The organism is Clostridium sp. YIM B02551 (genome assembly GCF_022324735.1).
GTDB classification, from domain to species: Bacteria; Bacillota; Clostridia; order Clostridiales; family Clostridiaceae; genus Clostridium_T; species Clostridium_T paridis.
Window position 1 is genome coordinate 173,125 of the sequence record NZ_JAKGTF010000007.1, and the last position, 24,194, is coordinate 197,318.

The 24,194-nt window shown below is 31.5% G+C and carries 24 protein-coding genes; 18 read left to right on the plus strand and 6 right to left on the minus strand.

Going from position 1 to position 24,194, the window contains the following annotated elements:
- The first annotated feature begins 19 nt into the window (after window positions 1-19).
- Together L1S47_RS10255 and L1S47_RS10260 are read left to right on the plus strand one after the other, a co-directional pair.
- Window positions 20-1,453, plus strand: a complete 1,434-nt coding sequence (locus L1S47_RS10255) for a 6-phospho-beta-glucosidase (RefSeq protein WP_238883483.1) — start codon at window positions 20-22, stop codon at window positions 1,451-1,453.
- Between the two features lie 152 nt (window positions 1,454-1,605).
- On the plus strand, window positions 1,606-2,418 hold the full coding sequence (locus tag L1S47_RS10260) for a MurR/RpiR family transcriptional regulator (protein WP_202769189.1): 813 nt from the start codon (window positions 1,606-1,608) through the stop codon (window positions 2,416-2,418).
- A gap of 36 nt (window positions 2,419-2,454) precedes the next feature.
- On the opposite strand, the gene L1S47_RS10265 is transcribed toward L1S47_RS10260, so the two are convergent.
- Complete coding sequence (locus L1S47_RS10265; protein ID WP_238883484.1) at window positions 2,455-2,886, minus strand: MarR family transcriptional regulator; 432 nt, start codon at window positions 2,884-2,886, stop codon at window positions 2,455-2,457.
- A 149-nt stretch (window positions 2,887-3,035) separates the two neighbouring features.
- Here L1S47_RS10265 and L1S47_RS10270 point away from each other — a divergent pair, with 149 nt between their 5' ends.
- Window positions 3,036-4,436 carry an MATE family efflux transporter gene (locus tag L1S47_RS10270; RefSeq protein WP_238883485.1) on the plus strand — a complete coding sequence of 467 codons (1,401 nt, stop codon included), beginning with the start codon at window positions 3,036-3,038 and terminating at the stop codon, window positions 4,434-4,436.
- 35 nt (window positions 4,437-4,471) lie between these two features.
- On the opposite strand, the gene L1S47_RS20615 is transcribed toward L1S47_RS10270, so the two are convergent.
- On the minus strand, window positions 4,472-4,606 hold the full coding sequence (locus tag L1S47_RS20615; RefSeq protein WP_274229164.1) for a hypothetical protein: 135 nt from the start codon (window positions 4,604-4,606) through the stop codon (window positions 4,472-4,474).
- Between the two features lie 415 nt (window positions 4,607-5,021).
- On the opposite strand from L1S47_RS20615, the gene L1S47_RS10275 reads away from it, so the two are divergent.
- From L1S47_RS10275 to L1S47_RS10310, 8 genes are all read left to right on the plus strand, one after another.
- Window positions 5,022-6,362, plus strand: coding sequence for an SH3 domain-containing protein (locus tag L1S47_RS10275; RefSeq protein WP_238883486.1), 1,341 nt, complete (start codon window positions 5,022-5,024; stop codon window positions 6,360-6,362).
- A 38-nt stretch (window positions 6,363-6,400) separates the two neighbouring features.
- Entirely contained in the window at window positions 6,401-7,432 is a 1,032-nt protein-coding gene (gene ltaE / locus L1S47_RS10280) for a low-specificity L-threonine aldolase (RefSeq protein ID WP_238883487.1), read from the plus strand.
- A 255-nt stretch (window positions 7,433-7,687) separates the two neighbouring features.
- Window positions 7,688-9,343 (plus strand): efflux RND transporter periplasmic adaptor subunit, encoded by a 1,656-nt coding sequence (locus L1S47_RS10285; RefSeq protein WP_238883488.1) that lies wholly within the window; start codon window positions 7,688-7,690, stop codon window positions 9,341-9,343.
- Window positions 9,344-9,421: 78 nt separating this feature from the next.
- A complete protein-coding gene (locus tag L1S47_RS10290) occupies window positions 9,422-10,135 on the plus strand; it encodes an ABC transporter ATP-binding protein (RefSeq protein WP_238883489.1) in 714 nt (237 codons plus the stop codon).
- Complete coding sequence (locus tag L1S47_RS10295) at window positions 10,135-11,307, plus strand: ABC transporter permease (protein WP_238883490.1); 1,173 nt, start codon at window positions 10,135-10,137, stop codon at window positions 11,305-11,307. Before L1S47_RS10290 ends, L1S47_RS10295 begins: the two co-directional genes overlap by 1 nt.
- Window positions 11,308-11,465: 158 nt before the next feature.
- The gene (locus L1S47_RS10300) at window positions 11,466-12,236 is read left to right on the plus strand and encodes a DeoR/GlpR family DNA-binding transcription regulator (protein ID WP_238883491.1); all 771 of its coding nucleotides are present in this window, start codon (window positions 11,466-11,468) and stop codon (window positions 12,234-12,236) included.
- A gap of 26 nt (window positions 12,237-12,262) precedes the next feature.
- On the plus strand, window positions 12,263-13,387 hold the full coding sequence (locus tag L1S47_RS10305) for a DegT/DnrJ/EryC1/StrS aminotransferase family protein (RefSeq protein ID WP_238883492.1): 1,125 nt from the start codon (window positions 12,263-12,265) through the stop codon (window positions 13,385-13,387).
- Between the two features lie 21 nt (window positions 13,388-13,408).
- The gene (locus L1S47_RS10310; RefSeq protein WP_238883493.1) at window positions 13,409-14,590 is read left to right on the plus strand and encodes a DegT/DnrJ/EryC1/StrS aminotransferase family protein; all 1,182 of its coding nucleotides are present in this window, start codon (window positions 13,409-13,411) and stop codon (window positions 14,588-14,590) included.
- A 53-nt stretch (window positions 14,591-14,643) separates the two neighbouring features.
- Here the strand turns inward: L1S47_RS10310 and L1S47_RS10315 are convergent, their stop codons facing one another.
- Both L1S47_RS10315 and L1S47_RS10320 read right to left on the minus strand, forming a co-directional pair.
- Window positions 14,644-15,192, minus strand: a complete 549-nt coding sequence (locus L1S47_RS10315) for a hypothetical protein (RefSeq protein WP_238883494.1) — start codon at window positions 15,190-15,192, stop codon at window positions 14,644-14,646.
- A gap of 44 nt (window positions 15,193-15,236) precedes the next feature.
- Window positions 15,237-15,524 carry a hypothetical protein gene (locus L1S47_RS10320; RefSeq protein WP_238883495.1) on the minus strand — a complete coding sequence of 96 codons (288 nt, stop codon included), beginning with the start codon at window positions 15,522-15,524 and terminating at the stop codon, window positions 15,237-15,239.
- 192 nt (window positions 15,525-15,716) lie between these two features.
- Between L1S47_RS10320 and L1S47_RS10325 the strand changes: the two genes are divergently transcribed.
- From L1S47_RS10325 to asrC, 7 genes are all read left to right on the plus strand, one after another.
- Complete coding sequence (locus L1S47_RS10325) at window positions 15,717-16,409, plus strand: response regulator transcription factor (protein ID WP_238883496.1); 693 nt, start codon at window positions 15,717-15,719, stop codon at window positions 16,407-16,409.
- 15 nt (window positions 16,410-16,424) lie between these two features.
- Window positions 16,425-17,867, plus strand: a complete 1,443-nt coding sequence (locus L1S47_RS10330) for a cell wall metabolism sensor histidine kinase WalK (RefSeq protein ID WP_238883497.1) — start codon at window positions 16,425-16,427, stop codon at window positions 17,865-17,867.
- 63 nt (window positions 17,868-17,930) lie between these two features.
- Window positions 17,931-18,620, plus strand: coding sequence for a Crp/Fnr family transcriptional regulator (locus L1S47_RS10335; protein WP_238883498.1), 690 nt, complete (start codon window positions 17,931-17,933; stop codon window positions 18,618-18,620).
- A gap of 70 nt (window positions 18,621-18,690) precedes the next feature.
- Entirely contained in the window at window positions 18,691-19,458 is a 768-nt protein-coding gene (locus L1S47_RS10340; RefSeq protein WP_202769214.1) for a formate/nitrite transporter family protein, read from the plus strand.
- A 37-nt stretch (window positions 19,459-19,495) separates the two neighbouring features.
- On the plus strand, window positions 19,496-20,512 hold the full coding sequence (gene asrA, locus L1S47_RS10345; RefSeq protein ID WP_238883499.1) for an anaerobic sulfite reductase subunit AsrA: 1,017 nt from the start codon (window positions 19,496-19,498) through the stop codon (window positions 20,510-20,512).
- Window positions 20,505-21,296 carry an anaerobic sulfite reductase subunit AsrB gene (gene asrB, locus L1S47_RS10350; RefSeq protein ID WP_238883500.1) on the plus strand — a complete coding sequence of 264 codons (792 nt, stop codon included), beginning with the start codon at window positions 20,505-20,507 and terminating at the stop codon, window positions 21,294-21,296. Before asrA ends, asrB begins: the two co-directional genes overlap by 8 nt.
- Before the next feature lie 11 nt (window positions 21,297-21,307).
- Window positions 21,308-22,270: a sulfite reductase subunit C gene (asrC, locus tag L1S47_RS10355; protein WP_202769230.1), complete on the plus strand. Its 963-nt coding sequence runs from the start codon at window positions 21,308-21,310 to the stop codon at window positions 22,268-22,270.
- A 51-nt stretch (window positions 22,271-22,321) separates the two neighbouring features.
- Here asrC and L1S47_RS10360 read toward each other — a convergent pair whose 3' ends face one another.
- Both L1S47_RS10360 and L1S47_RS10365 read right to left on the minus strand, forming a co-directional pair.
- Complete coding sequence (locus tag L1S47_RS10360; RefSeq protein WP_238883501.1) at window positions 22,322-22,891, minus strand: LemA family protein; 570 nt, start codon at window positions 22,889-22,891, stop codon at window positions 22,322-22,324.
- Window positions 22,892-22,916: 25 nt separating this feature from the next.
- On the minus strand, window positions 22,917-23,735 hold the full coding sequence (locus L1S47_RS10365) for a YgcG family protein (protein ID WP_238883502.1): 819 nt from the start codon (window positions 23,733-23,735) through the stop codon (window positions 22,917-22,919).
- Between the last annotated feature and the right edge of the window lie 459 nt (window positions 23,736-24,194).

Here is a 24,194-nt window from a genome sequence, read left to right on the forward strand (position 1 = left end):
TTAAGGAGGAGAGATTTGAATGGATAATTTTAAAAAGTTTCCCGAGAATTTTTTATGGGGTGGCGCAATAGCAGCAAATCAAGCAGAAGGTGCATACTTAGAGAATGGAAAAGGTCTTTCTACTTCTGATGTATTACCAGCTGGCGGGGAAGCAAGATTTAGAGCAATACTAAATCCTCAGGAATTCATTGATAATATGGAGGGATATCGTCCTTCACACCTAGCAATAGATTTCTATCACAGATATAAAGAAGATGTTGCATTACTTGCTGAGATGGGATTTAAGTGTTTCCGTACTTCAATAAACTGGACAAGAATCTTTCCAGAGGGGGATGAAGAAACTCCAAATGAAGAAGGACTTAAATTTTATGATGAATTATTTGATGAACTATTAAAATATAATATTCAACCAGTAATAACTATTTCTCACTATGAAATGCCATTAGGACTAGTAAAAAAATATGGCGGATGGAGAGGTAGAGAAGTAATTGAGTGCTATGTTAGATATGCAAAGACCTTATTTAATAGATATAAGGATAAGGTTAAATATTGGATGACCTTTAATGAAATAAATATAACTGCTCATGCACCTTTTGTAGGGGCTGGGGTAATTATAAAAGAAGGAGAAAATGCAAAACAAGCTATTTATCAAGCAGCTCATCATCAGTTTATGGCTAGTGCTTTAGCAGTTAAAGCTTGTCATGAAATAGATCCTGAGGCAAAGATTGGTTGTATGTTGGCTGGTTCAATTAACTACCCTTATACGTGCAAACCAGATGATGTATTTGAAGCTATGCAAAAGGATAGAGAGTCCTTCTTCTTTGGAGATGTTCAAGCAAGAGGATATTATCCAAGCTATATTAAACGTTTCTTTAGAGAAAATAATGTTGTTATTAAAATGGAAGATGGAGATGAAGAAATACTTAGAAATAATACTGTAGATTATGTAGCTTTCAGCTACTACATGAGTGGTGTAGTAAGTACAGCTCCAGAAGATAAGGATAAAACTGAAGGAAACTTCATGAATGGAGTTAGAAATCCATATTTAAAAGCTTCAGACTGGGGTTGGCAAATAGATCCTAAGGGCTTTAGATATATTTTGAATTATTATTATGATCGCTATCAAAAACCACTTTTTGTAGTAGAAAATGGACTAGGGGCAGTGGACGTAGTAGAAGATGGTGATGTAATAAATGATGACTATAGGATTAATTATCTAAGAGATCACATTTATGAAATGAGAGAGGCTATTGAAGATGGTGTTGAACTATTAGGATACACTACCTGGGGACCAATAGACTTAGTAAGTGCAGGAACTGGAGAAATGAAAAAGAGATATGGGTTTATTTATGTAGATAGAGATAATGAAGGAAATGGAACCCTTAGAAGACTTAGAAAGAAGAGTTTTAATTGGTATAAAAAAGTTATAGAGACTAATGGACAAGAACTTTAGAAGGTTAAATTTAATAAAATAAAAAAGGTGATTCTTGAAAGCAATATTTTCAAGAATCACCTTTATTAATTTGAGGAATTAAAACTAATATAATATAATGTAATAGAGAATTATTAATTACTACTTTAAGTCTCAGATAGAGGAGATGAAATATGGAAGAGGTTATTTATCGTTTATTATTTTTTGTGAATTCTAGTAGAGAAAAAGATGTTTACTACACTATAGCATGGACAATGCTTGAAAATATAAACCAGGTTCCTAAATACAATATAAATCAGTTAGCGGACATGTGTTATACGTCTCCAGCTACTATTAGTAGGTTTATTAAAAAATTAGATTTCGAGAGTTTTGGAGATTTTAAAAATAAACTTGAGCATACTATTAAATATTATAATGATCAGCTATCTTTTAATCTAAAATTAATTGATAATAAAAGTATTAAGCCGAGTACAATAGAAAATGAATTTTATGATTTGTTAATTGATAACTTAGAACAAAGCCGTAAGAATATTAATATGAGGAGTTTAGATAAACTTTTAGAACTTATTTATACTCATAACAAGATTTCTTTCTTCGGGATGCAATTCTCTCAGTACATAGCTATGGAAATACAAGCTAAGTTCATAGCATTAGGTAAACTTGCCACTGCTTTTGTGGATTTTCAGGAGCAACTTAAGCACATTGAAGAATTAGATGAAAACTCGCTTGTTATAATGTTATCTGTAGCTGGAAGAGTAGCGAAGACAGATATAATTAAAAAGATTAAAAGAAAGAAAGTTAAGTTAGCAGTTATAACCCAGGATCCTGATGTAGAACGTTTTAAAGAGGCTGATTTAGTTATTAATTTTGGAAATCCAGACATTAAAAGTGTTGAATCAATAGTCTTAGGTAGATATACATTATTAAGTATCATGGATATTTTGTATTATAGATATGGACAATTATATAACCATAGGAATAATTAAACTGAGGATTTTCAAGATAGAAAATCCTCAGTTATGCTATTCTAAGTATTTTATTGCATTGTCAGACATTTTCTTTAATAATTTTAAGGTTAGAAGTTTTTCTTCCTCTGTAAAATCAAAGGATAGAAATGAACTGGACTCATTAAGAACCCTAGTAATTATTGGTTTTATATCAAGTGCTTTTTGGGTAACATAAAGCTTATAGGCCCTACGATCTGTTTCATCAACGTCTCGTCTAACATAACCAGCTTCTTCAAGTTTTTTTATAGCCTTTGCGGTTGTTCCCTTATCTATTGCAAGTAGATCAGAAAGCTTATCTTGGCTTATTCCATCATTACAATATAAATTTAAGATGAATATGTATTGACCACTGCCTATATTATATTCTTTTAAATGCTTGCTAATATAATTTTGATTATACCTATTTAATATAGATATCCATTTACCTAAGGATTCACTACTTTCCAAAGCTATTTCCTCCTATAGCATAATTTATAGTTCAATATATAGTTGCATTTGCAACTTATTTGAAATATAATAATAGTTGCCAGTGCAACTATTATTATAATACATATATTATAAAAATCATATATTAAATTTTAAAGGAGGTTTTAATTATGAATACAACAAATGAATTAGGCACTGAAAGTGTAGGGAAACTTCTTTTGAAATTTTCTATTCCAGCAATTATTGGTATGTTAGTGAATGTACTCTATAGTATTGTAGATAGAATATTTGTTGGAAGAGGGGTAGGATCTCTACCGCTTTCAGGTGTAGCAGTAACATTCCCAATAACAAATGTCATTATGGCATTTGGTATGCTTGCAGGAATAGGTGCAGGTGCAGTTATTTCTATAAAACTAGGCCAGAATAAAAAAGAAGAAGCAGAACATATTTTAGGAAATGCATTCGTTTTACTTGTTATATTCTCAGTATTTATTACTGTCGTAGGAATACTTTTCCTTGAACCTATACTTAAGATACTAGGGGCAAATGAAGATATAATGCTTTATGCAAAAGAATTTTCTTTTATTATTTTCCTTGGTGTTATATTTCAAAATATTGCTTTTGGATTAAATTCAGTTATTAGGTCACAAGGTGATCCTAAAACTGCAATGGTTACAATGTTATTAGGCGCTTTTATAAATTTTATAGCTAATCCTTTATTTATATTTGTATTTAAATTAGGAGTAAGAGGGTCGGCTTTATCAACTGTTATCTCGCAAATGATAACTGCCACTTGGACACTTTGGTTCTTCCTAAAAGGTAAGGGACTATTGAAGCTTAAGAGAGAAAACCTGAAGTTAGATTCTCATATTATTAAGCAAATAATAGCAATTGGTATGTCTCCTTTCGTAATGCAATTAGCAGCAAGTGTAGTTACCATTACATTTAACAAGAGCTTAGAAAATTACGGTGGTTCTATTGCTATAGGAGCTATGGCGCTAGTGACAAGCATTAATATGCTTATATTAATGCCTATATTCGGAATAAATCAAGGGGTTCAGCCTATTATTGGATACAACTACGGTGCAAAAAACTACAAGAGAGTTAAAAAGGCACTTAAGTATGCCGTTATGGGAGCTACAGCAATTACCGTGTTCGGATTTATAATGGTAGAACTTTTCCCAGTTCAAATAATAAAGATATTCAACAGTGATGATGTTGGGCTAGTAGATATGGGATCAAGAGGTCTTACTATATTTTTATTAATGTTACCAATTGTAGGCTTCACTATAGTTGGAACTAATTATTTCCAAGCTATAGCGAAAGCAAAACTTTCTATGATACTAGGATTACTTAGACAAGTATTATTTTTAATACCATTGATAATCATACTACCTAATTACTTTAAATTAGATGGTATTTGGATGGCTCAACCTATAGCTGACTTTATTACAACTGTTGTTACAGGTGTGTTTGTTTATAGGGAAATGAAGATTCTTACAAGGGAAGAACAAAAGGATAAAGAAGAGTTTTCTAAAGGTGATTTAGAAGTTAAAGTAGCAGATATGTAAATATAAAATAAAAGAGCCCAAAGGGCTCTTTTATTTTACATTAATGGCATTCTACCGTATTTATATTTTGTTTCTTGTGCTAAATCACTATATTTTCTTGGATGTGGTTCTTCATCAATAATGTGCATTTCTTGTATAAATTTTTTGAATAAGTTCTGGATTTTCATCATTTATATCATCTCCTTAGAATTTAATCATGTAATAAATTCTGGAACTATTTATTTTCTCTACATCTTCTTTATAATATATTCTATGACGATAGTCAATTAAAAACATGCCCAAAAACTGTGAATTTTTTTGATAAATTAATAACTGAAAACTATATAATGATAGGGTTTATTGATAGATTATCAATAAATATCAAAAAGCTTTGATAAATTTTAGGTGCATAAAAACTGGTATATTTTAAGTGTATTTTTAGATCGTAAATAAATGTTTTTAAAAAATTTATAAATTTATTATGTAAAGTAGTATAATGGTTAGTAATGAGAATCCAAAATCAGTCGAAAATTCTATATGAGGAATAAAATGTATAAAATTTATGTTAATATATAGCTTTTTATAGGAACTTAAGGGGGGATATAAGTGGATAAAAAGAAAATAGTTCAATTACTCATGACTACTGCAGCCACATCAACAGGTGTTATTATTTCAAATCATGCGGCATATGCAGCAACAAACACAACTTCAGTAGCAAACATTCAACAATTCACCAAAAAAGGACAAGTTATTAATGTTAGCACTAATCTTAGAGTAAGATCAGGTGCAGGATCTAATTACTCAATAATTGGATACTTAGTAAATGGACAAACGTTTAGTATATTAAGTTCAGAAGGTGATTGGTACAATATACAGTATGATGGCAGAAGTGGGTATGTAAGTAAGGATTATGTTAAGGAAGTCTCGTCAGGTGGTATTGTGACTACGCCTACGAATAATATAATTTCTTCTTCATCTAAAGGAGAAGTTGTTAATATAAGTAGTAGTTTAAGAATAAGATCATCTGCCAGCACTAGTTCATCAATCATTGGATATTTTACTAATGGACAAACATTTGATATAAAAGGTAAATCAGGATATTGGTTCTATATACAAGCAAATGGAATAAGTGGATATGTACATAAAGATTATGTTAAAGAGATTGGTACATCAGAAGGAACTACTAGTCCTTCCACACCAACTCAGAAGCCAACTCAAACTCCATCACAAGACAATGGCAGTAAAAGAGGGGTAGTTTATAATGTTAGCTCTAATCTAAGGTTAAGAAGTAAGCCAAGTACTGGATCAGACAGTAAAGTAGTAGCATACTTATTACCTGGAGCAACTTTTGATGTGTTGGGAACGTATGGGGATTGGTATAACGTTAATTATAATGGGAACATAGGATACTTACTTAAGGATTATGTTAAGTTAGTTGATGGGACTAGTTCTAATAATAGCAGTGGTACTGATAATTCCAATACTCCAAGTAATTCTTCAGCCTATGATAAGATTTTAAGTGCATTAAAAGCACAAATTGGATCTCCATATGTTTATGGTGGGGCAGGAGAATTATTAACAACAGCGTACTTAAATAAGATAAAACAAACTTTTTCAGTTGAGGCATCAAGAGGAGTTTATGACTTGGCTGCAAAATATGTAGATAAGGGATATAGAGCATTTGATTGTTCAGGGTTTGTTCAATGGGGATATAAGCAAGCAGGAATTACCATCGGAAGAACTACTTGGGATCAAATTAATAATGGAGTGGAAGTATCTGTTTCGGATGCAAAACCGGGAGATCTTTTATTTTATAGTGATATTAGTCATGTAGGAATGTACATAGGAAATGGGCAATGGATAGAGTCACCAAACTCTAAGGATTATGTGAAGATTGTAAATGTAAATTGGAGTAAAATAGGCCGAGTTAGAAGAATCCTAAATTAGTAGAATAATTTAAGGCATAGGTACAATTGGAGGAAACTATGAGTAAAATTATAGATTTAAGAAGTGATACAGTAACAGAACCAACTGAAAAAATGAGAGAAGCTATGTTTAAGGCTACTGTAGGGGATGACGTGTATGAGGATGACCCTACTATAAAAGAACTAGAAAAATATGCAGCAACCACGGTTGGAAAAGAGGCAGCAATATTTGTTCCTAGTGGAACTTTTGGAAATCAACTAGCTATATTTACCCACTGTAAAAGAGGAGACGAAGTAATATTAGGTGAAGATTGTCATATAGTTGCTCATGAAGTCGGTGCAGCAGCTGTAATTGCAGGTGTTCAACTTAGAGCGTTAGAAACAAAAAGAGGAAAGATGGATGTTTCAAAGGTTACATCTATAATAAGAACAGAACAGGAAGATATTCATTTTCCAGGTACATCTTTGATTTGTTTAGAGAATGCATATTCAAATGGATCAGTAGTAGACCTAGAATACATGAAATCAATTTATAACATAGCAGAAAAAAGAAATTTAAAGGTACACTTAGATGGAGCAAGATTATTTAATGCAGCAACGTATTTACAAGTTGATGTAAAAGATATTGTTAAATATTGTGATTCAGTAATGTTTTGTTTATCTAAGGGGTTATGCTCTCCAATAGGATCAATATTAGCAGGAAGCAAGGAATTTATAGAAAAAGCTAGAAAGAAAAGAAAGCTAATGGGCGGTGGATTAAGACAAGTTGGCTTTTTAGCAGCTGCAGGACTTATTTCACTTAAAGAGATGACTGGCAGATTAAGTGAAGATCATCATAATGCAAGATATCTAGCAAGTAGACTAGAGGAGATTTCAGGTATAACTGTTGATAAAGATAACCTTGATATCAATATGGTTTTCTTCAAACTTGAAAATTGCGATAAGAGCTCTAAGGAGCTATGTGACGCATTTTTAAGCAAAGGAATAAAAACAAATCCACCAGAAGCAGGAAAGATGAGATTTGTGACACACTATTGGGTTAATAAAGAAGATATAGATTATGTTGTTAATGTGATGAAGGAATTAATATAGTAATGATTAATAAGATTTAGAGATTTTTCAAACAAAAAATTTCTGAATCTTATTTTTTTGTCCTTTTTATATATAAAACTTTAGAAATATTAAAGAAAAGTAAAATTTTAAAATAGTAGTGTTTTATTAAAAATAATTAGGAGTATTGTCATTAAATTGACACTTTCGAACAATATACTAGATATATTAAAGATATTGTTAAATTATAGTTGGATATTTTAAAAATGATAATTAATCAATGTAGGGGGAATTATTATGAAAAGAAAGCTAGTGAAATACATTGTTGCAGCAGTAGTTGTAATTGCAGTAGCTACGGGAGGATATGTAGGGTACAATAAGTTTTTTGCCAGCAAAGCTACGGCTACAAGTGCTCAATACATGACTGTATCAGCTACAAAAACAAATATTGCTGTAAATGTACAGGGGACAGGAGCAGCCTTTGCAGGTACAACTAAGGATATATCTGCAAATAATAATGGTACACTAACTGGACTTAATGTAAAGGTAGGGGATACTGTTAAGGCAGGAGATACTTTGTTTGTTTCTGACAGCCAAGATGTAAAGCAAAACTTAGATAAAGCAAAAAGCAATTTAGATAAGGCAAATTCTCAGGCATCAACTAGTAATACAAATAGCCAAGTTGCAGATGCGCAAGCTGCAGTAAATCAAGCTCAAAGTGAGCTTACACAGGCTACTAATAGATTAAATTCAATGACATCAACGTCAACTGTAAGTGGAAATGTAACTGCAGTGAATGATAGTAATGGGGATTATGTTGGAGCTGGAAAACCTATTTTAACAATTACAGATTCTAACGGAAAAGTGGTACAAGTTACTGCTAATAATAGTGGAACAATAGAAGGATTAAGTGTGACAGTTGGTAGTGCTGTTAGCGCAGGTCAAAAATTATTTACTACTGATAATCAAGACTTAAGAAATGCTGTTTCTAGTGCACAAGATGACTTGAATAAAGCAAAATCAGCATTGTCATCAGCTCAAAGGCAATCAAGTTCAAGTTCAGATACTTCAGGCGTTAGTGATGCGCAAAGTCAATATAATTCAGCTTCAGACCAAGTGAATAAAATGACAGTGACTTCACCAATTGATGGAGTTGTAACGCAAGAAAATAATGCAAATGGTGATGATATACAATCAGGAAAATCAGTATTAACCGTGGTAGATCCATCATCAATAAAGGTTAAAGTTGCTATAGATGAAATGGATATAAACAAGGTTAAGGTTGGGCAAAAAGCTCAGATTAAGTTTGATGCAATTAGTGATAAAACTTTTGATGGTTCAGTAGAATCTATAGCTTTAACAGGAACATCAAATAATAATGTAACTACATATGATGTTGTAGTTTCAGTAGCAAATCCAACAGATATTAAGATCGGAATGAACGCTAATGTAAATATATCAGTTGAAAATAAGGATGACGTTTTAGCGGTACCTACAGAAGCTTTAGTAGATAGAAATGGGGCTAAATATGTAATGGTAGAAGGTGCGTCCGGATCAACTAATAGTTCAAATAGTAATTCAAATAGTAATTCAAGCAATAATCAAAAAGGTTCATATTCAGGTGGTGGAAACTCTGGAAGAGCTGGTGGAAGAATGGGAGGAACATATTCAGGAGCTGGAAGACTTGTTGAGGTTAAAACAGGAATTCAAAATGAGAACTATGTAGAAATTTTGGATGGGTTAACTGAAGGAGAAAAAGTTTTAATTACGCTACCAAAGACTAGTACTACTAGTACTACTGGAAATAGAAGCGGCTTTGGAGGAATGGGAGGCCTTGGCGGCAGCATGGGCGGCGGAGCAAGTAGGCAAACAGGTGGTGGAAATTCAGGCAATGGTAGTAATGGCAATAGCAGTAATGCTAAAAGTAGCAATGGCACAAGTAAAGGAAATTAACCAGATAATATAAATAATAATGTGTCATTTTTGAAGATGTCTATCTTTAAAAAATGCCTTACTGGAGGAAGATATTAGATGGCAAATAAAATAGACCAAATCGAAGTAATTAAAATGAAAAATATAAATAAAGCTTATCCAATGGGAAGTAGTGAATTTATAGCTTTAGACGATGTTAATCTTACAATAACTAAAGGCGAATATGTAGCGATAGTAGGGCCTTCAGGGGCTGGTAAATCAACCTTAATGAATATAATAGGATGCCTAGATACCGCTACAAAAGGAGATTATTTTCTTGATGGGCTAGATACTAGATGCAGTGATTCTAAGCTTGCGGAGATAAGAAATAAGAAAATCGGGTTTATATTTCAAAACTATAATTTGTTACCTAAGCTAAGTGTTTTAGAGAATGTTGAGTTACCACTTGTATATTTAGGACTTTCAAATAGTAAAATAAAAGAAAAATCACTAGTGGCTCTAAAAAAGGTTGGGTTAGAATCACATCTTAAACATAAACCAACAGAATTATCTGGAGGACAGAAACAAAGAGTTGCAATAGCAAGAGCTTTAGTTACCGAGCCTCAAATAATATTAGCCGATGAACCTACTGGGGCATTAGACAGTAAAACTGGTAAAGAAGTTCTTCAGATGATGAAGGAACTCAATAATGAAGGAAACACAATAGTTATGATTACACATGACATGGAGATAGCACAGGAAGCTCATAGAATTATTACTGTTAAAGATGGTAGAATAACCTCTGATAGCATGAAAGAAGGTGAAGTTATCTAATGAAAGTAACTAAGTTATTTAGGATGGCTTTATCCTCTGTATGGAGTAATAAGATGAGGTCATTCTTAACAATGTTAGGAATAATTATAGGTATATCTTCTGTAATTGTATTAGTAGGAATTGGACAGGGAACTAATAAGCAGGTTACAGAACAAATAGAAAGTTTAGGTACAAATCTAATTACTGTAAGTATTACAGGGAATAGAACTGCAACCATAACAGATGAAGAATTAGCAGATTTAAAGACTAAACCTGGAATAAAAGAAATAGCACCAGCTTTAACATCGGGAAGTGTTAATGTAAAGGCAGGAACAAAATCAGCGACTACTAGTTTAGAGGCATCTAATCCGTCCTATGAAGAAATAAGAAAAATAAGCGTAAGTGCAGGTAGGTTTATAAATGATATTGATTTAGAACAAAGATATAAGGTGCTAGTTATTGGTAGTGAAACAGCTGATAATATCTTTGGAACAACAGATGTAGTTGGAAAGACAATGTATGTAAATGGAATAGAATTTAATATTGTAGGGGTACTTGCACCACAGGGAAGTACTTCAGCAGGCTCTAGTGACGACAGAATAATACTTCCATTATCTACTGCAGAAAGATTACTTCAAACTACTAAAATAAGAAGCTTTTATGTTGAAGCTAAAGATAAAGATAGTGTTAGTGAAGCAATGTCTTATTTACAATTATTTTTAAATAAAAAATATAATAATGACACTAAAAGTTATAGAGTATTTGATCAGACATCGTTACTTCAAACAGCTAGTACTACAACTGCAAGCTTAACTGCTATGCTAGGAGGAATTGCAGCTATATCCCTTTTAGTAGGGGGGATAGGAATTATGAACATAATGCTTGTTTCAGTTATAGAAAGAACTAGAGAAATAGGAATAAGAAAAGCAATAGGAGCGAAAAGAAGTAGTGTTTTATTGCAATTTCTAATTGAATCTGCAAGTATTAGCAGTCTTGGTGGAATAATTGGTGTATTACTTGGCTACTTGGGCGGATATGGAGCACAAAACTTATTTAAAATGAGTGTTTATATATCAGGAAATGTAGTAATCGGTGCATTTGTATTCTCTGTATTAGTTGGAATAGTATTTGGAATGTATCCAGCAAACAAGGCGTCTAAGTTAAATCCAATTGATGCCTTAAGGTTCGAATAAAGATATAGATATTTGTTTAAAAAGGAATAGCGATTGCTATTCCTTTTTTATATGCAAAACTGCACAAAACTGCAAAAAACCATTTACAAAACTGCACAAAGATGCTAATATCATAAATAGAACTGTTGTAAAATGATTTTGGAAAGGGATTAAGAATTATGTTTGCAGAGGAACGTAGAGAACAAATACTCTTGAAAATTAAAAGAACAGGAAGGGTTCTTGCAAAAGATTTATCAGAGGAACTTGAAGTATCTATTGATACAATAAGAAGAGATCTTACCTATATGGAGGAAAAAGGACTTATTAAGAGGACTCATGGGGGCGCTGTAACTTTATCGAAGGTTAGAAGGCTACCAATGGATGATAAGATTAGATATAGTGATGGAACAGAACATCAAAATGCTGTAGCAAAAATAGCAGCTAGTTATATTGAGGAAGAGGATACAGTCTTTATTGGAAATGCAAGTATTCACTTTATTATGCTTAAATATCTTCCTAGAGATAAGACATTTACTGTAATCACTAATTCACTTAGAGTGGCAGAACGTCTTAAGGATTTTAATAATATAGAATCATATATAGTATGTGGAAAGATAAAAAGTGAAGAAGGAATAGTAGATGCATTAGCCACTGAATTTGTAAGAAACTTAAGGATAGATAAAGCTTTTTTAACTGGAGGAGGTATTTCTGCAAAACATGGATTAAGCAGCTCGACTCCAGAAGGTGCAATCTTTCATAAAGCTGTAGCGGGAGTGTCTAGAAGGAAGATATGTCTAGCTAATTTTGATAAAGTAGGTACTGAGTTCTTTTCAAAAACTCTTGATATAAATGACTTAGACATAATAATTACTGACTGGGAAGCACCAGATGAAGAAATAGAGAAATTAAAGCAACAAGAAGTTAAGGTTATAGTAGCTAAAGAAATATAATTATTGAAAAATGAAAGGAGAAAAAGATGAAAGTAGATTTTTATACATCTAAAAGAGAGTATGACCAAAAAAAAGAGGAGTTTGATAAGGCAATACAAAAGATTATTGAAAAAGGAAACTTTATACTTGGAGAAGAAGTAAGAGAATTTGAAAAGGCAATCGAGGAGTATACAGGAGCTAAGCATGCTATCGGAGTTGCATCAGGTACAGATGCATTGGTTATTGCAGCTGATATTTTAGGATTTAAAAATGGAAAAGAAATCATTACATCTCCATTTACATTTTTAGCATCTGCGTCATGTATTACAAAGCATGGAGGGAAACCAGTTTTTGTTGATATAGATGAAGAGACCTTTGGTATAGATGTAAATAAAATAGAGGAAAAGATTAATGAAAATACAGTAGGTATATTACCAATACACCTTTTTGATCAAATGCCTGACATGGATAAAATAATGGATGTAGCAGAGAAGCATAATCTTAGAGTTCTAGAAGATGCAGCAGAAGCATTTGGTATGAGGTGGAAAGGAAATGGAGAAGAATATAAGCACTCAGGATCTATAGGAGATTTTGGAGTATTTTCCTTCTTCCCAACAAAAACCCTTGGAGGTTATGGAGATGGAGGAATGATTGTAACTAATAATGATGAACTTGCTAATCTTGCAAGATGTTACAGAGTACATGGAGCTTCAAAAAAATATCATTATGATTTTATAGGTTACAATTCAAGATTAGATACCCTTCAAGCATCTATACTATCAGTTAAGCTAAAATATATAGATGATGCAATAAAAAGAAGAAAAGAAATTGCAGAGCTTTATATAGAAAAACTAAAAGATTGCAAGAATGTTAGACTTCCAATTACAAAGGGAGATCAAAAACAAGTATATTATGTATTTAATGTATTAGCTGAAGATAGAGATGGCCTTGCAGAATACTTAAAGAAAAATGAAATTGGATATAGTATCTACTACCCAATACCACTACATCTTCAAGAATCCTTTAAATATTTAGGATATAAAAAAGGAGATTTCCCAGTGGCAGAAAGAGTTTGTGGTGAAATATTAGCGTTACCAATCTATCCTGAAATAACAAATGAAGAAATAGAATATGTTTGTGATACCATTATAAATTTCTACAAGAATAAATAATTGTGAAAGAAGGATAAGAATATGATAAATAAGAAAATACCTTTTTCCCCTCCGGATATAACAGATTTGGAGATTCAGTCTGTTGTAGAAGTTTTAAAGAGCGGATGGATTACATCAGGACCTAAGGCACAAGAATTTGAGAAGGAAGTAGCAAAGTATTCTGATGCCAATTATTCTGTTGCATTAAATAGTGCAACTGCAGGCCTAGAGTTAATTCTAAAGGTTTTAAATCTAGGCGAAGGAGATGAAGTAATAACAACTCCATATACTTATGCAGCAACTTCCAATGTTTTAATTCATAGAGGAATAAAACCTGTATTTGTAGATGTTAAAAAGGATAGTTTCTTAATAGATATAGATAAAATAAATGATGCAATAACTCCAAAGACAAAAGCTATAATAACAGTTGATATTGGAGGAATGCCAGTAGACTATGATTCAGTTAGAGAAGTAATAAAGGCTAAAAATCGTGAAGACATTGTACTTATTTCAGATTCAGCTCATTCATTTGGAGCAAAGTACAAAGGAAAAAGAGTTGGCGGCCAAATGGATTTTCATGTCTTCTCCTACCATGCTGTAAAAAATCTTACTACAGCTGAAGGCGGATCAATAACCTATAATGACAACAATTTTAATGGAAAACCAGATTTGTTTAGAGAGTTTAAGTATACTGCACTTCAAGGTCAAACAAAGGATGCTTTATCAAAAATGCAGGCAGGAGCATGGAAATACGATATATTGACAGATGGATTAAAATGCAATATGACTGATATTATGGCCGCAATAGGTTTGGCCCAGCTAAAGAGATATGATGAAATGACAGAAAAGAGAAAAGCTTTATTTAATGTATATGATAATATATTAAGTGAGAAGGATTGGGCGATTACCCCAGTAGCAAATGATGATATTTCGGAAAGCTGTTATCATATATATACATTAAGAATAAAGGGATTTAAAGAAGAACAAAGAGATAGAGTGATTCAAGATATGGGAGAGAAAGATATAGCTACAAATGTTCATTTTATTCCACTTCCTATGCTTACTTTATATAAAAACTTAGGATATGATATTAAGGATTACCCTAATGCATATGCTCAATATGAGAATGAGATAACTTTGCCATTATATTCAACATTATCATTGGAAGATGCTGAATATGTAGTAAAGGAATTAATAAAATCAATAGAAAAAGAACTTAAATAGATATAAGTTTAAATAAGCTGTTTCAAATTTATAATTTGAAACAGCTTATTTTATTACATAGTTGTTGAATTAGCTGTAGCCGATTGAAGAAGGTTGATAAGAGTATCCATATCAGCACTCAATTTCTTTAATCCATCTGTTCTTGTGTTTTGAATATTTATAACATTATCTAACTGAGTTGTTGCGCCCTGAAAATCTTTGTTTTTAACATCATCTTTTGCAGTAGTGAAGGCTGTTTTAATAGTGCCTTTAGTATCAGTTAAAGAAGAAATGTCACTATTTATTGTTTTTAACTGAGCATCAATTTTAGATAAGTCATCAGAAGTTAGCTTTTTGCCACTTTGCTTTATATCCTTTGTGAGATTTTTTGCAGTTGTTCTTTTTTCTTTAATCTCATTTCTAAGAGATTGATTAGTCGAATGATTTTGTTTTATAGTATCTTTTTTTTGTGTAATAGTAGGTTTATATTGTTGCCATTCACTTTTTGTCGCAAGGTTTTGTTGTTGTTTAATTAACCCTGAGCCAAGCTGTCTTGTTGCATTAGTGTTAGTTTCAGCTGCACTTGCAGAAATTGCAGGAATTAAGCAAGTAACAGCTACCATTGAAGCGAGAATTTTTAATTTTAAATTTTTCATAATAACATCTCCTATTTTAAATTATTTATTAATGAATCAGTTTCATTTACATCAGTGCTATCATCTAGACTATCTAAGGCATTATTTAAGTTATCTAAGCTGCTATCTACATTATTAATTGATGTATTTGCTGCTTTTGAGTTATCGGTATTAGAATTTTTAGTACTAGGAACAGATTTGGATGAAGCTTCAGAACTATCATTTACTTGTTTATTAGAAGCATCTTGTCTCCTTCCGCAGCCAGCAAGGATAGTAAAAGTAAAAAATATAGAAATAACTATAGTAATAAATTTTTTCAAGGTGTAACCTCCTATTTAAACATAAATATTGATTAAAAGTTATTTAATTTATTGCTTACAAATATAGTTTACCAAGTAACCTTAGGCTGAATCTCCGAAAAATTGTGGCAAAATTAAGGCAGAATTAGCGTGGATATGTGAATAAAAAAGTTGGTATGCTATAATCAAACTAAAATATAAGGTGGTAAATTTATGGATAATAGACTAATATATATCGCTGATGATGAGGTTAAGATACAAGAGATAATAAGAATGTTTTTAAAAAAAGAAGGTTATGATGTTGAGACCTTCTCTGATGGAAAAAGCCTTTTAGATCAATTTAAGCAAACTCCAGCAGATATGCTTATAATTGATGTAATGATGCCTGGTATTGATGGTCTTGCTCTATGCTCTGAAATAAGGAAAGAAAGTACAGTCCCAATAATTATTATTTCGGCAAAGGATAGTGAATCAGATAAAATAGCAGGACTAATGCTTGGAAGTGATGATTATATGACAAAACCCTTTAGTCCAGTAGAATTAGTATTAAGAGTTAAGAGTATTTTTAGGAGAATGGAACTGGAAAAAACTAATAAAGAAAGTAAGTCAATAATAAATATTTCTGATGTTGAGATATTTACAGAGGGTAGATATGCTCTTTGTAAGGGGCAAGATTTAAAACTAACCTCAATGGAATTTAATTTACTATTATATTTATCTAAAAATATAAATAAGGGCGTAAGCAGAGAAGAATTACTAAATAAGATATGGGGCTTTGATAGTGAAGTAGATACAAGAGCGACAGATGATATGATAAAAAGAATAAGAAAAAAACTATTAAATGTAGGATCGGACTTAAAGATTGAGACACTTTGGGGATTTGGTTTTATAATAGCTAATAAGTAACAAGAAGGAAATGATATGAAGAGAAAATATAAAACATCAATACAGAAAAGAATATTTTTATCACATATTATTATTGTAGGTGTTGCACTTTTACTCACAATGATAATTTTTGATATCTGCCTTAGTTTATACGTAAGGAGAGAAATTAAATCACAAATTATTACATCAGGACAAATGCTTGCAAAGACGATAGAAGAAGAAAACAAAAGTGGAATAGATGTAGCTGAAAAATATAAAAATTCTAATGAATTTAATAAGAGTTTAATTCAAATGAATAAAACAATAAAACAATCCCAATCACTTTTAGATATAAACTATGTGTTATTAGGAAAAAATGAAGATATTATATATCCGCCAAATGAAAATAAACAAGAATATAATTTTATAGAAAAAAATCTAATGAAAGTTGTAAACAGAAGAATTACATTATCCAGCCTTAATAATAGCACTACAATTAATTTCAAAATATCAGGGAATAGATACATTTTAGGAGCATTTAACTTAAACTTGAAGGGAAATAAAGGTGTATATCTTATTGTATATTCAGATTTAGCTAAAAGTAGAAGTCTTACTATGGTTGTTAATATTATGTTGTTTTTAATATTACTTGCTGCGGCAGTAATTGCATCAGTTATTTCTAGTAATGTTTCAGAAAAGATATCAAAGCCAATATATGAATTAGTGAATTATGCAAAAAAAATTGGAGATAGAGAATATAATGTTAAATTTAAAAAGCAAAATGATGATGAGATTGGTAAGCTAGTAGATAGTATGGAGCTTATGACAAAAAAGTTAGCAGCTTACGATGACACCATGAAAACTTTTATGCAAAACGCATCACATGAGCTTCGAACTCCGCTTATGTCAATACAAGGGTACGCTGAGGGAATAAAATATGGTGTAGTAGATGAGCAAGATAAGGCCATTGAAATAATTATAGATGAAAGTAAAAGATTATCAGAATTAGTTGAAAATCTACTATACCTATCAAAAATTGATGCGATGCAGGAGGAATTCAAGTTTGAGGCAGTAAATATTGAAGAAATAATTAGAACTTGTATAGATAGAATAAATGGGATTGCAGTTAAAGAGGGTAAAACAATTAGTCTTTCTTCAAATTTAAGCAAAGCAATTATTAGGGCAGATGAGGATAAACTTACACGAGCAATGTTAAATATATTTGGCAATTGCCTTAGATATGCTAAGAAGAACATATATGTTTACTTGAACAAGAATGAGTCTAATATTGAGATTTTAGTTAAAGATGATGGTCCTGGATTTGACAGTAAGGACATAGACAATATATTTGATAGATTCTATAAAGGCAAAGGTGGAAACTATGGATTAGGGTTAGCAATAACTAAAAGTATCATTTTAAGACATGGGGGATCTATAGTTGCTAAGAATAATGTTAATGAAGGAGCTTGCTACATTATTAATTTAAAAGATAACTTATAAATTTCAGTAACTTTATTTTGTGGTAAAATTATTATGTAAAATAAAATAATTGGAGATACAAATATGAGGAAAATTACTATAGATGAGTTAAAAACACAAGAAGTTTTTAAAACTCTAAAAAAAGAAACATTAGATGCTTTAGTAAAGAATATAGTTGTAACAAGCTTTGAAAAGAATTCCCATGTTTTTAGAGATAAAGAAAAAGTTGATACAGTATACATAGTTTTAAGTGGAAAGTTTTCTTTATATAAGCTTGGAGAAAACTCTAATAAGAAAATAATATATATATTAGGTACTGGAAAAATATTAAATGATGTTATTCTAGATAATCTTGCAGCATCTATTAACTGTGAGGCCTTTGAAGCAGGAGAGCTTATAGCTATAAAAAAGTCAGAACTACTTGATATTATGAGTAGAGATTTTGAATTAACTAAAATAATAGTTAATTCTTTGACAATAAAAGTCAGAAGATTATATAGGCAGCTAAAGAATACAACACCTCTAAAAATTGAAAAAAGAGTGGCTGCAAAGCTATGGAAACTATGTAAGGACTACGGAGTAGATTATGATGAAGGGTCTCTTATAGATATGAGGATAACTGTAACATATCTAGCGGATATGTTCGGAAGTCAGAGAGAAACAATATCGAGAGCTTTAAAACAACTAGAAGAATTGAGTTTAATAGAAATGAGAGAAAAGAAGATATTCATTATTAATAAAGAAAAGCTTTTGAAATATTTTAAAGGACTGTGATTATTATCACAGTCCTTTGTTTTAGGGTTATTTTATAATAAATTCATAGAAAAGAGGAGGAGTTGTTGTCATGTTTAGTGAAGAAATTAACAAAGTAAGTGAAGCTGCAAAAGCAAAGATAGGCTTACTAAACAAGAATAAGTTTGGATACTTGCTGTCGGCAATGTTTGCTGGGTTGTATGTAGGATTAGGAATAATGCTTATATTTACAATCGGAGGATTGTTATCATCTGGAAATTCTCCAGCAACTAAGATTGTTATGGGATTAGGTTTTGGTGTAGCACTTAGCTTAGTAATTTTTGCTGGCTCAGAACTGTTTACAGGAAACAATTTTGTAATGACTGTTGGAATATTAAAAGGAAAAACTTCGGTTTTAGATGCAATTAAAATTTGGATTTTTAGTTTTGTTGGAAATCTAATTGGTTCAGTATTAGGAGGATATCTTTATTATGCTACAGGGCTAGGTAAAGCAGCAGTAGGAGAGTTTATTGTTAAGACTGCAGCGACAAAGATGGGACTTCCTATTCATGAACTAATAACTAGAGGGATATTTTGTAACATATTAGTTTGCCTTGCAGTTTGGTGTACTTACAGAATGAAAGAAGAAACTGGTAAGCTTATCATGATTTTTTGGTGTCTTTTTGCATTTATAACTTCTGGATTTGAGCACAGTATCGCAAATATGACATTACTATCTATTAGTTTATTTATACCTCATACTGCTGCAGTTAGTATAGGTGGTTTTATATATAATATAGGATTTGTAACATTAGGTAATTTTATTGGAGGCGCTTTATTTTTAGCAATACCATATTACCTTATTTCAAAAGATAAATAAGATATCGTGCATAAAAAAATATTAAGAGGTGTAAGTCATGGGGTTTAAATTAACTGTTGAAAACTTTAATTTGTTATTAGAGAGATATTCTAAGGATTATAAGATATTTGCTCCAAAAATTCTAACAGGAAAAGGAACCTTTTCGGATACAGACATAGTTAGATATGGAGAAATATCAGATATTGAGGAAGTAGAATTCAATCAAAAGTCAGCATTTTCTTATAAGGAAACACTACTACCTATAACTCAAACTTTGTTCTATTTTACTGAAGATCAGTGGATTGAGCCAAAGGAAGAGGAAAAAGGAGCACTAATTTTCTTAAGAAGTTGTGATATTCACTCTGTTAAGAGGATAGATGATATATATTTGAAAAATGGAGTAGAAGATCCATACTATAAGAAGTTAAGAGAAAAAGCAAAGTTTATACTTATTGGATGTGAAAATAGCTTTGATAATTGTTTTTGTGTAAGCATGGGAACAAATAAAACAGAGGAACAAGACGCTTATGTAAAACTAGATGGAAATATGGTTTACTTTGATGTAAAGGATTCACAATTAGAAGCATATATAGGTGATTTAGAGAGAGAAACTGTGGATATATCACCTGATTTTGTGGACAAAAACGAAGTATCTGTGAATATTCCTGATAACTTAGATATTAAGGTTATGGATTCAGAAGTATGGAAAGAGTATTCAGCTAGATGCATAGCTTGTGGAAGATGTAATTTTGTTTGTCCTACTTGTACATGCTTTACTACACAGGATATTTTCTATAAGGATAATGCAAGAGCAGGAGAAAGAAGAAGAGTTTGGGCTTCTTGTCATGTAGATGGATACACAAATATGGCTGGAGGACATAGCTTTAGATTAGACAAAGGACAAAGAATGAGATTTAAAGTTCTACACAAAGTATATGATTATAAAAAGAGATGGGGATATCATATGTGTGTAGGTTGTGGTAGATGTGATGATATCTGTCCAGAATATATTTCCTTCTCAAACTGTGTAAATAAATTAGAAACTGCAATGGACGAGGTGAATAAAAATGAGTAATGTATATATGCCATTTAGAACTGAAATATTAGATATAAAGCAACATACTGATATTGAATATACTTTTAGATTATCTTTCCAAGGTGAAGTTAAACCAGGGCAGTTTTTTGAATTATCTCTTCCTAAATACGGGGAAGCGCCTATCTCTGTTTCAGGAATTGGGGAGGGTTATGTAGAACTAACTATAAGAAGAGTTGGAGTTGTAACTAACGAGATATTCAACTACCATGTAGGTCAAAACTTATTTATGAGAGGACCTTATGGGAACGGTTTTGATACAGAAATTTATAAGGGAAAAGAACTTATCGTAGTAGCAGGTGGAACAGGTTTATCTCCAGTTAGAGGGGTTATAGATCATTTTGCAAAGAATAGAGAAGAAATAAAAAAAGTAACTTTAATTACAGGATTTAAATCTCCAAAAGATATTCTATTTAAAGAAGATTTAAGTGTGTGGGAAAAAACAATAGATATAGTATTAACTGTAGATGGAGCGGATGAAGATTATAAAGGTAATGTAGGACTTGTTACAAAATATATACCAGAAGTTAAAGTTGAAGATATGGATTCACTTCAAGTTATCGTTGTTGGTCCTCCTATTATGATGAAATTTGCAGTAGCAGAATTTTTGAAATTAGGGTTAAAAGAAGAAAATATATGGATTTCACAAGAAAGAAAGATGTGTTGTGGCGTTGGAAAATGCGGACACTGCAAAATAGATGATACTTATGTATGCATAGATGGGCCTGTGTTCAATTATACAAAAGGAAAGCTATTAAGGGATTAGGGGGAATAGAAGTGGATATAAATACTAAAGCTCTCAAAAAAAATGCTTTTAGGGTTACAAAGAAAAGAGGAATGACAGCCTCAAGAATAAGAGTTCCAGGAGGACATTTAAAAGCAGAATATTTAAGTCTAATTCAAGAAATTGCTGATAAGTATGGTAATGGGACAGTACATTTAACTACTAGACAAGGCTTTGAAGTACCAGACATAGATATGAAGGATATACCTGAAGTTAATAGATTGCTTCAACCTATTATAGAAGGACTAGAAATTAATCAAGAAGTACCAGGAGAAGGATATACTGCAGCGGGAACTAGAAATGTATCTGCGTGCATAGGTAATAGAGTGTGCCCTTTTGCTAATTATGATACATCTGGATTTGCACAAAGAATAGAAAAAGATATTTTCCCTAATGACTTGCACTTTAAGATAGCTTTAACAGGTTGTCCTAATGATTGCATGAAGGTAAGAATGCATGACTTTGGTATTATAGGTATGACAGAGCCACAGTATGATGCTTATAGATGCATAGGTTGTCAAGCTTGTGTAAATAACTGCAAAAAAAGAGCAACTGGTGCATTGAAATTTGAAAACTTTAAAGTTGTTAGAGATCACGACAAATGTATAGGCTGTGGGGAATGCGTAGGAAAATGCCCAACAGGTGCTTGGACTAGAAGTGAAGAAAAGTATTATAGATTAGCTATCATGGGAAGATCAGGTAAGAAAAATCCTAGATTAGCAGAAGATTTTATTATCTGGGCAGATGAATCTAGCATAAGAAAAATTATTTTAAATACTTATGACTATGTTACTGAGTATATTGATAAGGAAGCTCCTGGTGGAAAAGAGCATATAGGATATATTATTGATAGAACTGGCTTTGAAGAATACAAAAAGTGGGCATTTAAAGATGTTGAACTTGGAGAAAAGGCTATTGTTAAAGATAATATATACTGGAGTGGAATTAGATATTAACAAGATATATAAAAAAATCCCCAAAATGTCTTATACATTTTGGGGATTTTTTTAAAAGGTTACCTTAGGAACTTCAGTTGCCCCTTGAGCAGCCTTGAAATATTCTTTGTCTGGATATTTTGATCCAAAAAACATATTAACAAAAAATCTTTTTTTATAGCTGTTAAAATCCTGGACAGAATCATTATAATCTTTTCTTGCAACAGCTATTCTATTTTCAGTACCAGATAACTCATCTTGAAGTCTCATAAAGTTTTCATTTGCTTTTAATACAGGATAATTTTCTACTATAACATTAAGACTTCTTAGAGCAGTAGTTAATTCAGCATCTCCTTGAGCCTTCATAGCAGGAGAGGAAGTTCCAGCAATTTTCATTCTAGCATTAGCAATATCAGTAAATACTTTTTCTTCATGACTTGTATAACCCTTCACTGTTTCTACAAGATTTGGAATTAAGTCATTTCTTCTTTGAAGCTGATTATCTACTTGGCTAAAGTTTGAAGCCACTTTTTGATCTTTTGATATTAACTTATTATAGCTACTTATATATCCTCCACCTAATAGGGCGATTACAGCTATAACAATTATTATGGGTATTAATAATGAAGAGATCTTTTTCATTTTTTACCTCCTTAAGTTTATATTATTACCAGCCACCAGATGAACCTCCTCCACCAGATGAACCGCCACCGAATCCTCCGGAAGAACCTCCAGAACCTCCGAATGGACCACCACCTCCATAATAGCCACCCCAAAAACCACCATAATATCTTCCACCGTTTCTTCCTCTAGGGCCGCCACCGCCAAACAAACGAATAACAATTATAAATAATATAATTGAGAATAAGGGAAGGATTCCTCTAAATAAAGAGGATGTATTTTGAATATTTGTGGAAGTATCTACATCAGAGTTAGAGCTTGGTAGTGGATTATTATTGACATAGTTACTTACATCTATGTTGTATTCCTGTCCAATGTTCGTAAGTATTCTGTTATATAGAGTTATTATGCCTTTATCGTATTCTCCAGCTTTAAAAAAAACTGATAATTCTCTCAGATATGTACCTGTTTTTGCATCTGGTAAGATTCCTTCCAATCCATATCCCACTTCAACTCTAAATTTTCGATCATTTTTTGAGATTAATATTAATACCCCGTTATTTTTTTCTTTATTACCTATTCCCCATTGTCTAAAAAGAGAGTTAGCGTAATCCTCTATTGGAGTATTGTCTAATGAATTAATAGTTACTAGCGTAATTTCAGCAGTAGTTTTATTTTTAATATCCTCAGAGGTTCTTAGTATATAATCCTTAGTAGCTGAAGAAAACATTTTTGCATAATCTTGAAAATAAATATTAGAAGTAGGCTTGGTAGGAATTTCTGATTTTTTATTAGTGCAACTTATAAGTAATATTGATAAAATAACAAAAAACCCCAAGAAAAATGGTACATTTCGTCTTTTCATAATTACCTCCAAAATTTAAAAAGCATAGACCTTGTCGTAGGATAGTTTATGTAAAACATACTAAGTTTATAAGTGAATTAAAGATTTTGATAATTGACAATAAAGAACGAGTATTATATATTAACATTGTAGATTTCATTAGAATCAAGGAAAGAGGTGCTTTTGTGAGCGGGGTAGTATCTAAATAGATTAATTTTATATTTCTAAATAAATTTTTAAATGATGGTATGGTATACCTTTATTTGCTATGGATTTATTTAGAGAATCTATGAAGATACAGAGCCATAAGTACTCATTTAATATGATAGGAAAAGTCTATCATTTAATAAGTTTGCGTATTTTTAGCTATGGTGTATCCATAGCTTTTTTTATTTAATAATAGAGGGTTATGATAACTTTCTGAATTTACTAATGAAATCTTTTTTTGTTGTGTCTTCATAGAATGATATATTCTATGTA

Excerpts from the sequence above, each read along its gene's own strand:
- L1S47_RS10255 (WP_238883483.1), top strand. The coding sequence starts at position 20 with ATGGATAATTTTAAAAAGTTTCCCGAGAATTTTTTATGGGGTGGCGCA.
- L1S47_RS10260 (WP_202769189.1), top strand. The coding sequence starts at position 1,606 with ATGGAAGAGGTTATTTATCGTTTATTATTTTTTGTGAATTCTAGTAGA.
- L1S47_RS10270 (WP_238883485.1), top strand. The coding sequence starts at position 3,036 with ATGAATACAACAAATGAATTAGGCACTGAAAGTGTAGGGAAACTTCTT.
- L1S47_RS20615 (WP_274229164.1), bottom strand. The coding sequence starts at position 4,606 with ATGATGAAAATCCAGAACTTATTCAAAAAATTTATACAAGAAATGCAC.
- ltaE (WP_238883487.1), top strand. The coding sequence starts at position 6,401 with ATGAGTAAAATTATAGATTTAAGAAGTGATACAGTAACAGAACCAACT.
- L1S47_RS10285 (WP_238883488.1), top strand. The coding sequence starts at position 7,688 with ATGAAAAGAAAGCTAGTGAAATACATTGTTGCAGCAGTAGTTGTAATT.
- L1S47_RS10290 (WP_238883489.1), top strand. The coding sequence starts at position 9,422 with ATGGCAAATAAAATAGACCAAATCGAAGTAATTAAAATGAAAAATATA.
- L1S47_RS10295 (WP_238883490.1), top strand. The coding sequence starts at position 10,135 with ATGAAAGTAACTAAGTTATTTAGGATGGCTTTATCCTCTGTATGGAGT.
- L1S47_RS10300 (WP_238883491.1), top strand. The coding sequence starts at position 11,466 with ATGTTTGCAGAGGAACGTAGAGAACAAATACTCTTGAAAATTAAAAGA.
- L1S47_RS10305 (WP_238883492.1), top strand. The coding sequence starts at position 12,263 with ATGAAAGTAGATTTTTATACATCTAAAAGAGAGTATGACCAAAAAAAA.
- L1S47_RS10310 (WP_238883493.1), top strand. The coding sequence starts at position 13,409 with ATGATAAATAAGAAAATACCTTTTTCCCCTCCGGATATAACAGATTTG.
- L1S47_RS10315 (WP_238883494.1), bottom strand. The coding sequence starts at position 15,192 with ATGGTAGCTGTTACTTGCTTAATTCCTGCAATTTCTGCAAGTGCAGCT.
- L1S47_RS10325 (WP_238883496.1), top strand. The coding sequence starts at position 15,717 with ATGGATAATAGACTAATATATATCGCTGATGATGAGGTTAAGATACAA.
- L1S47_RS10330 (WP_238883497.1), top strand. The coding sequence starts at position 16,425 with ATGAAGAGAAAATATAAAACATCAATACAGAAAAGAATATTTTTATCA.
- L1S47_RS10335 (WP_238883498.1), top strand. The coding sequence starts at position 17,931 with ATGAGGAAAATTACTATAGATGAGTTAAAAACACAAGAAGTTTTTAAA.
- L1S47_RS10340 (WP_202769214.1), top strand. The coding sequence starts at position 18,691 with ATGTTTAGTGAAGAAATTAACAAAGTAAGTGAAGCTGCAAAAGCAAAG.
- asrA (WP_238883499.1), top strand. The coding sequence starts at position 19,496 with ATGGGGTTTAAATTAACTGTTGAAAACTTTAATTTGTTATTAGAGAGA.
- asrB (WP_238883500.1), top strand. The coding sequence starts at position 20,505 with ATGAGTAATGTATATATGCCATTTAGAACTGAAATATTAGATATAAAG.
- L1S47_RS10360 (WP_238883501.1), bottom strand. The coding sequence starts at position 22,891 with ATGAAAAAGATCTCTTCATTATTAATACCCATAATAATTGTTATAGCT.
- L1S47_RS10365 (WP_238883502.1), bottom strand. The coding sequence starts at position 23,735 with ATGAAAAGACGAAATGTACCATTTTTCTTGGGGTTTTTTGTTATTTTA.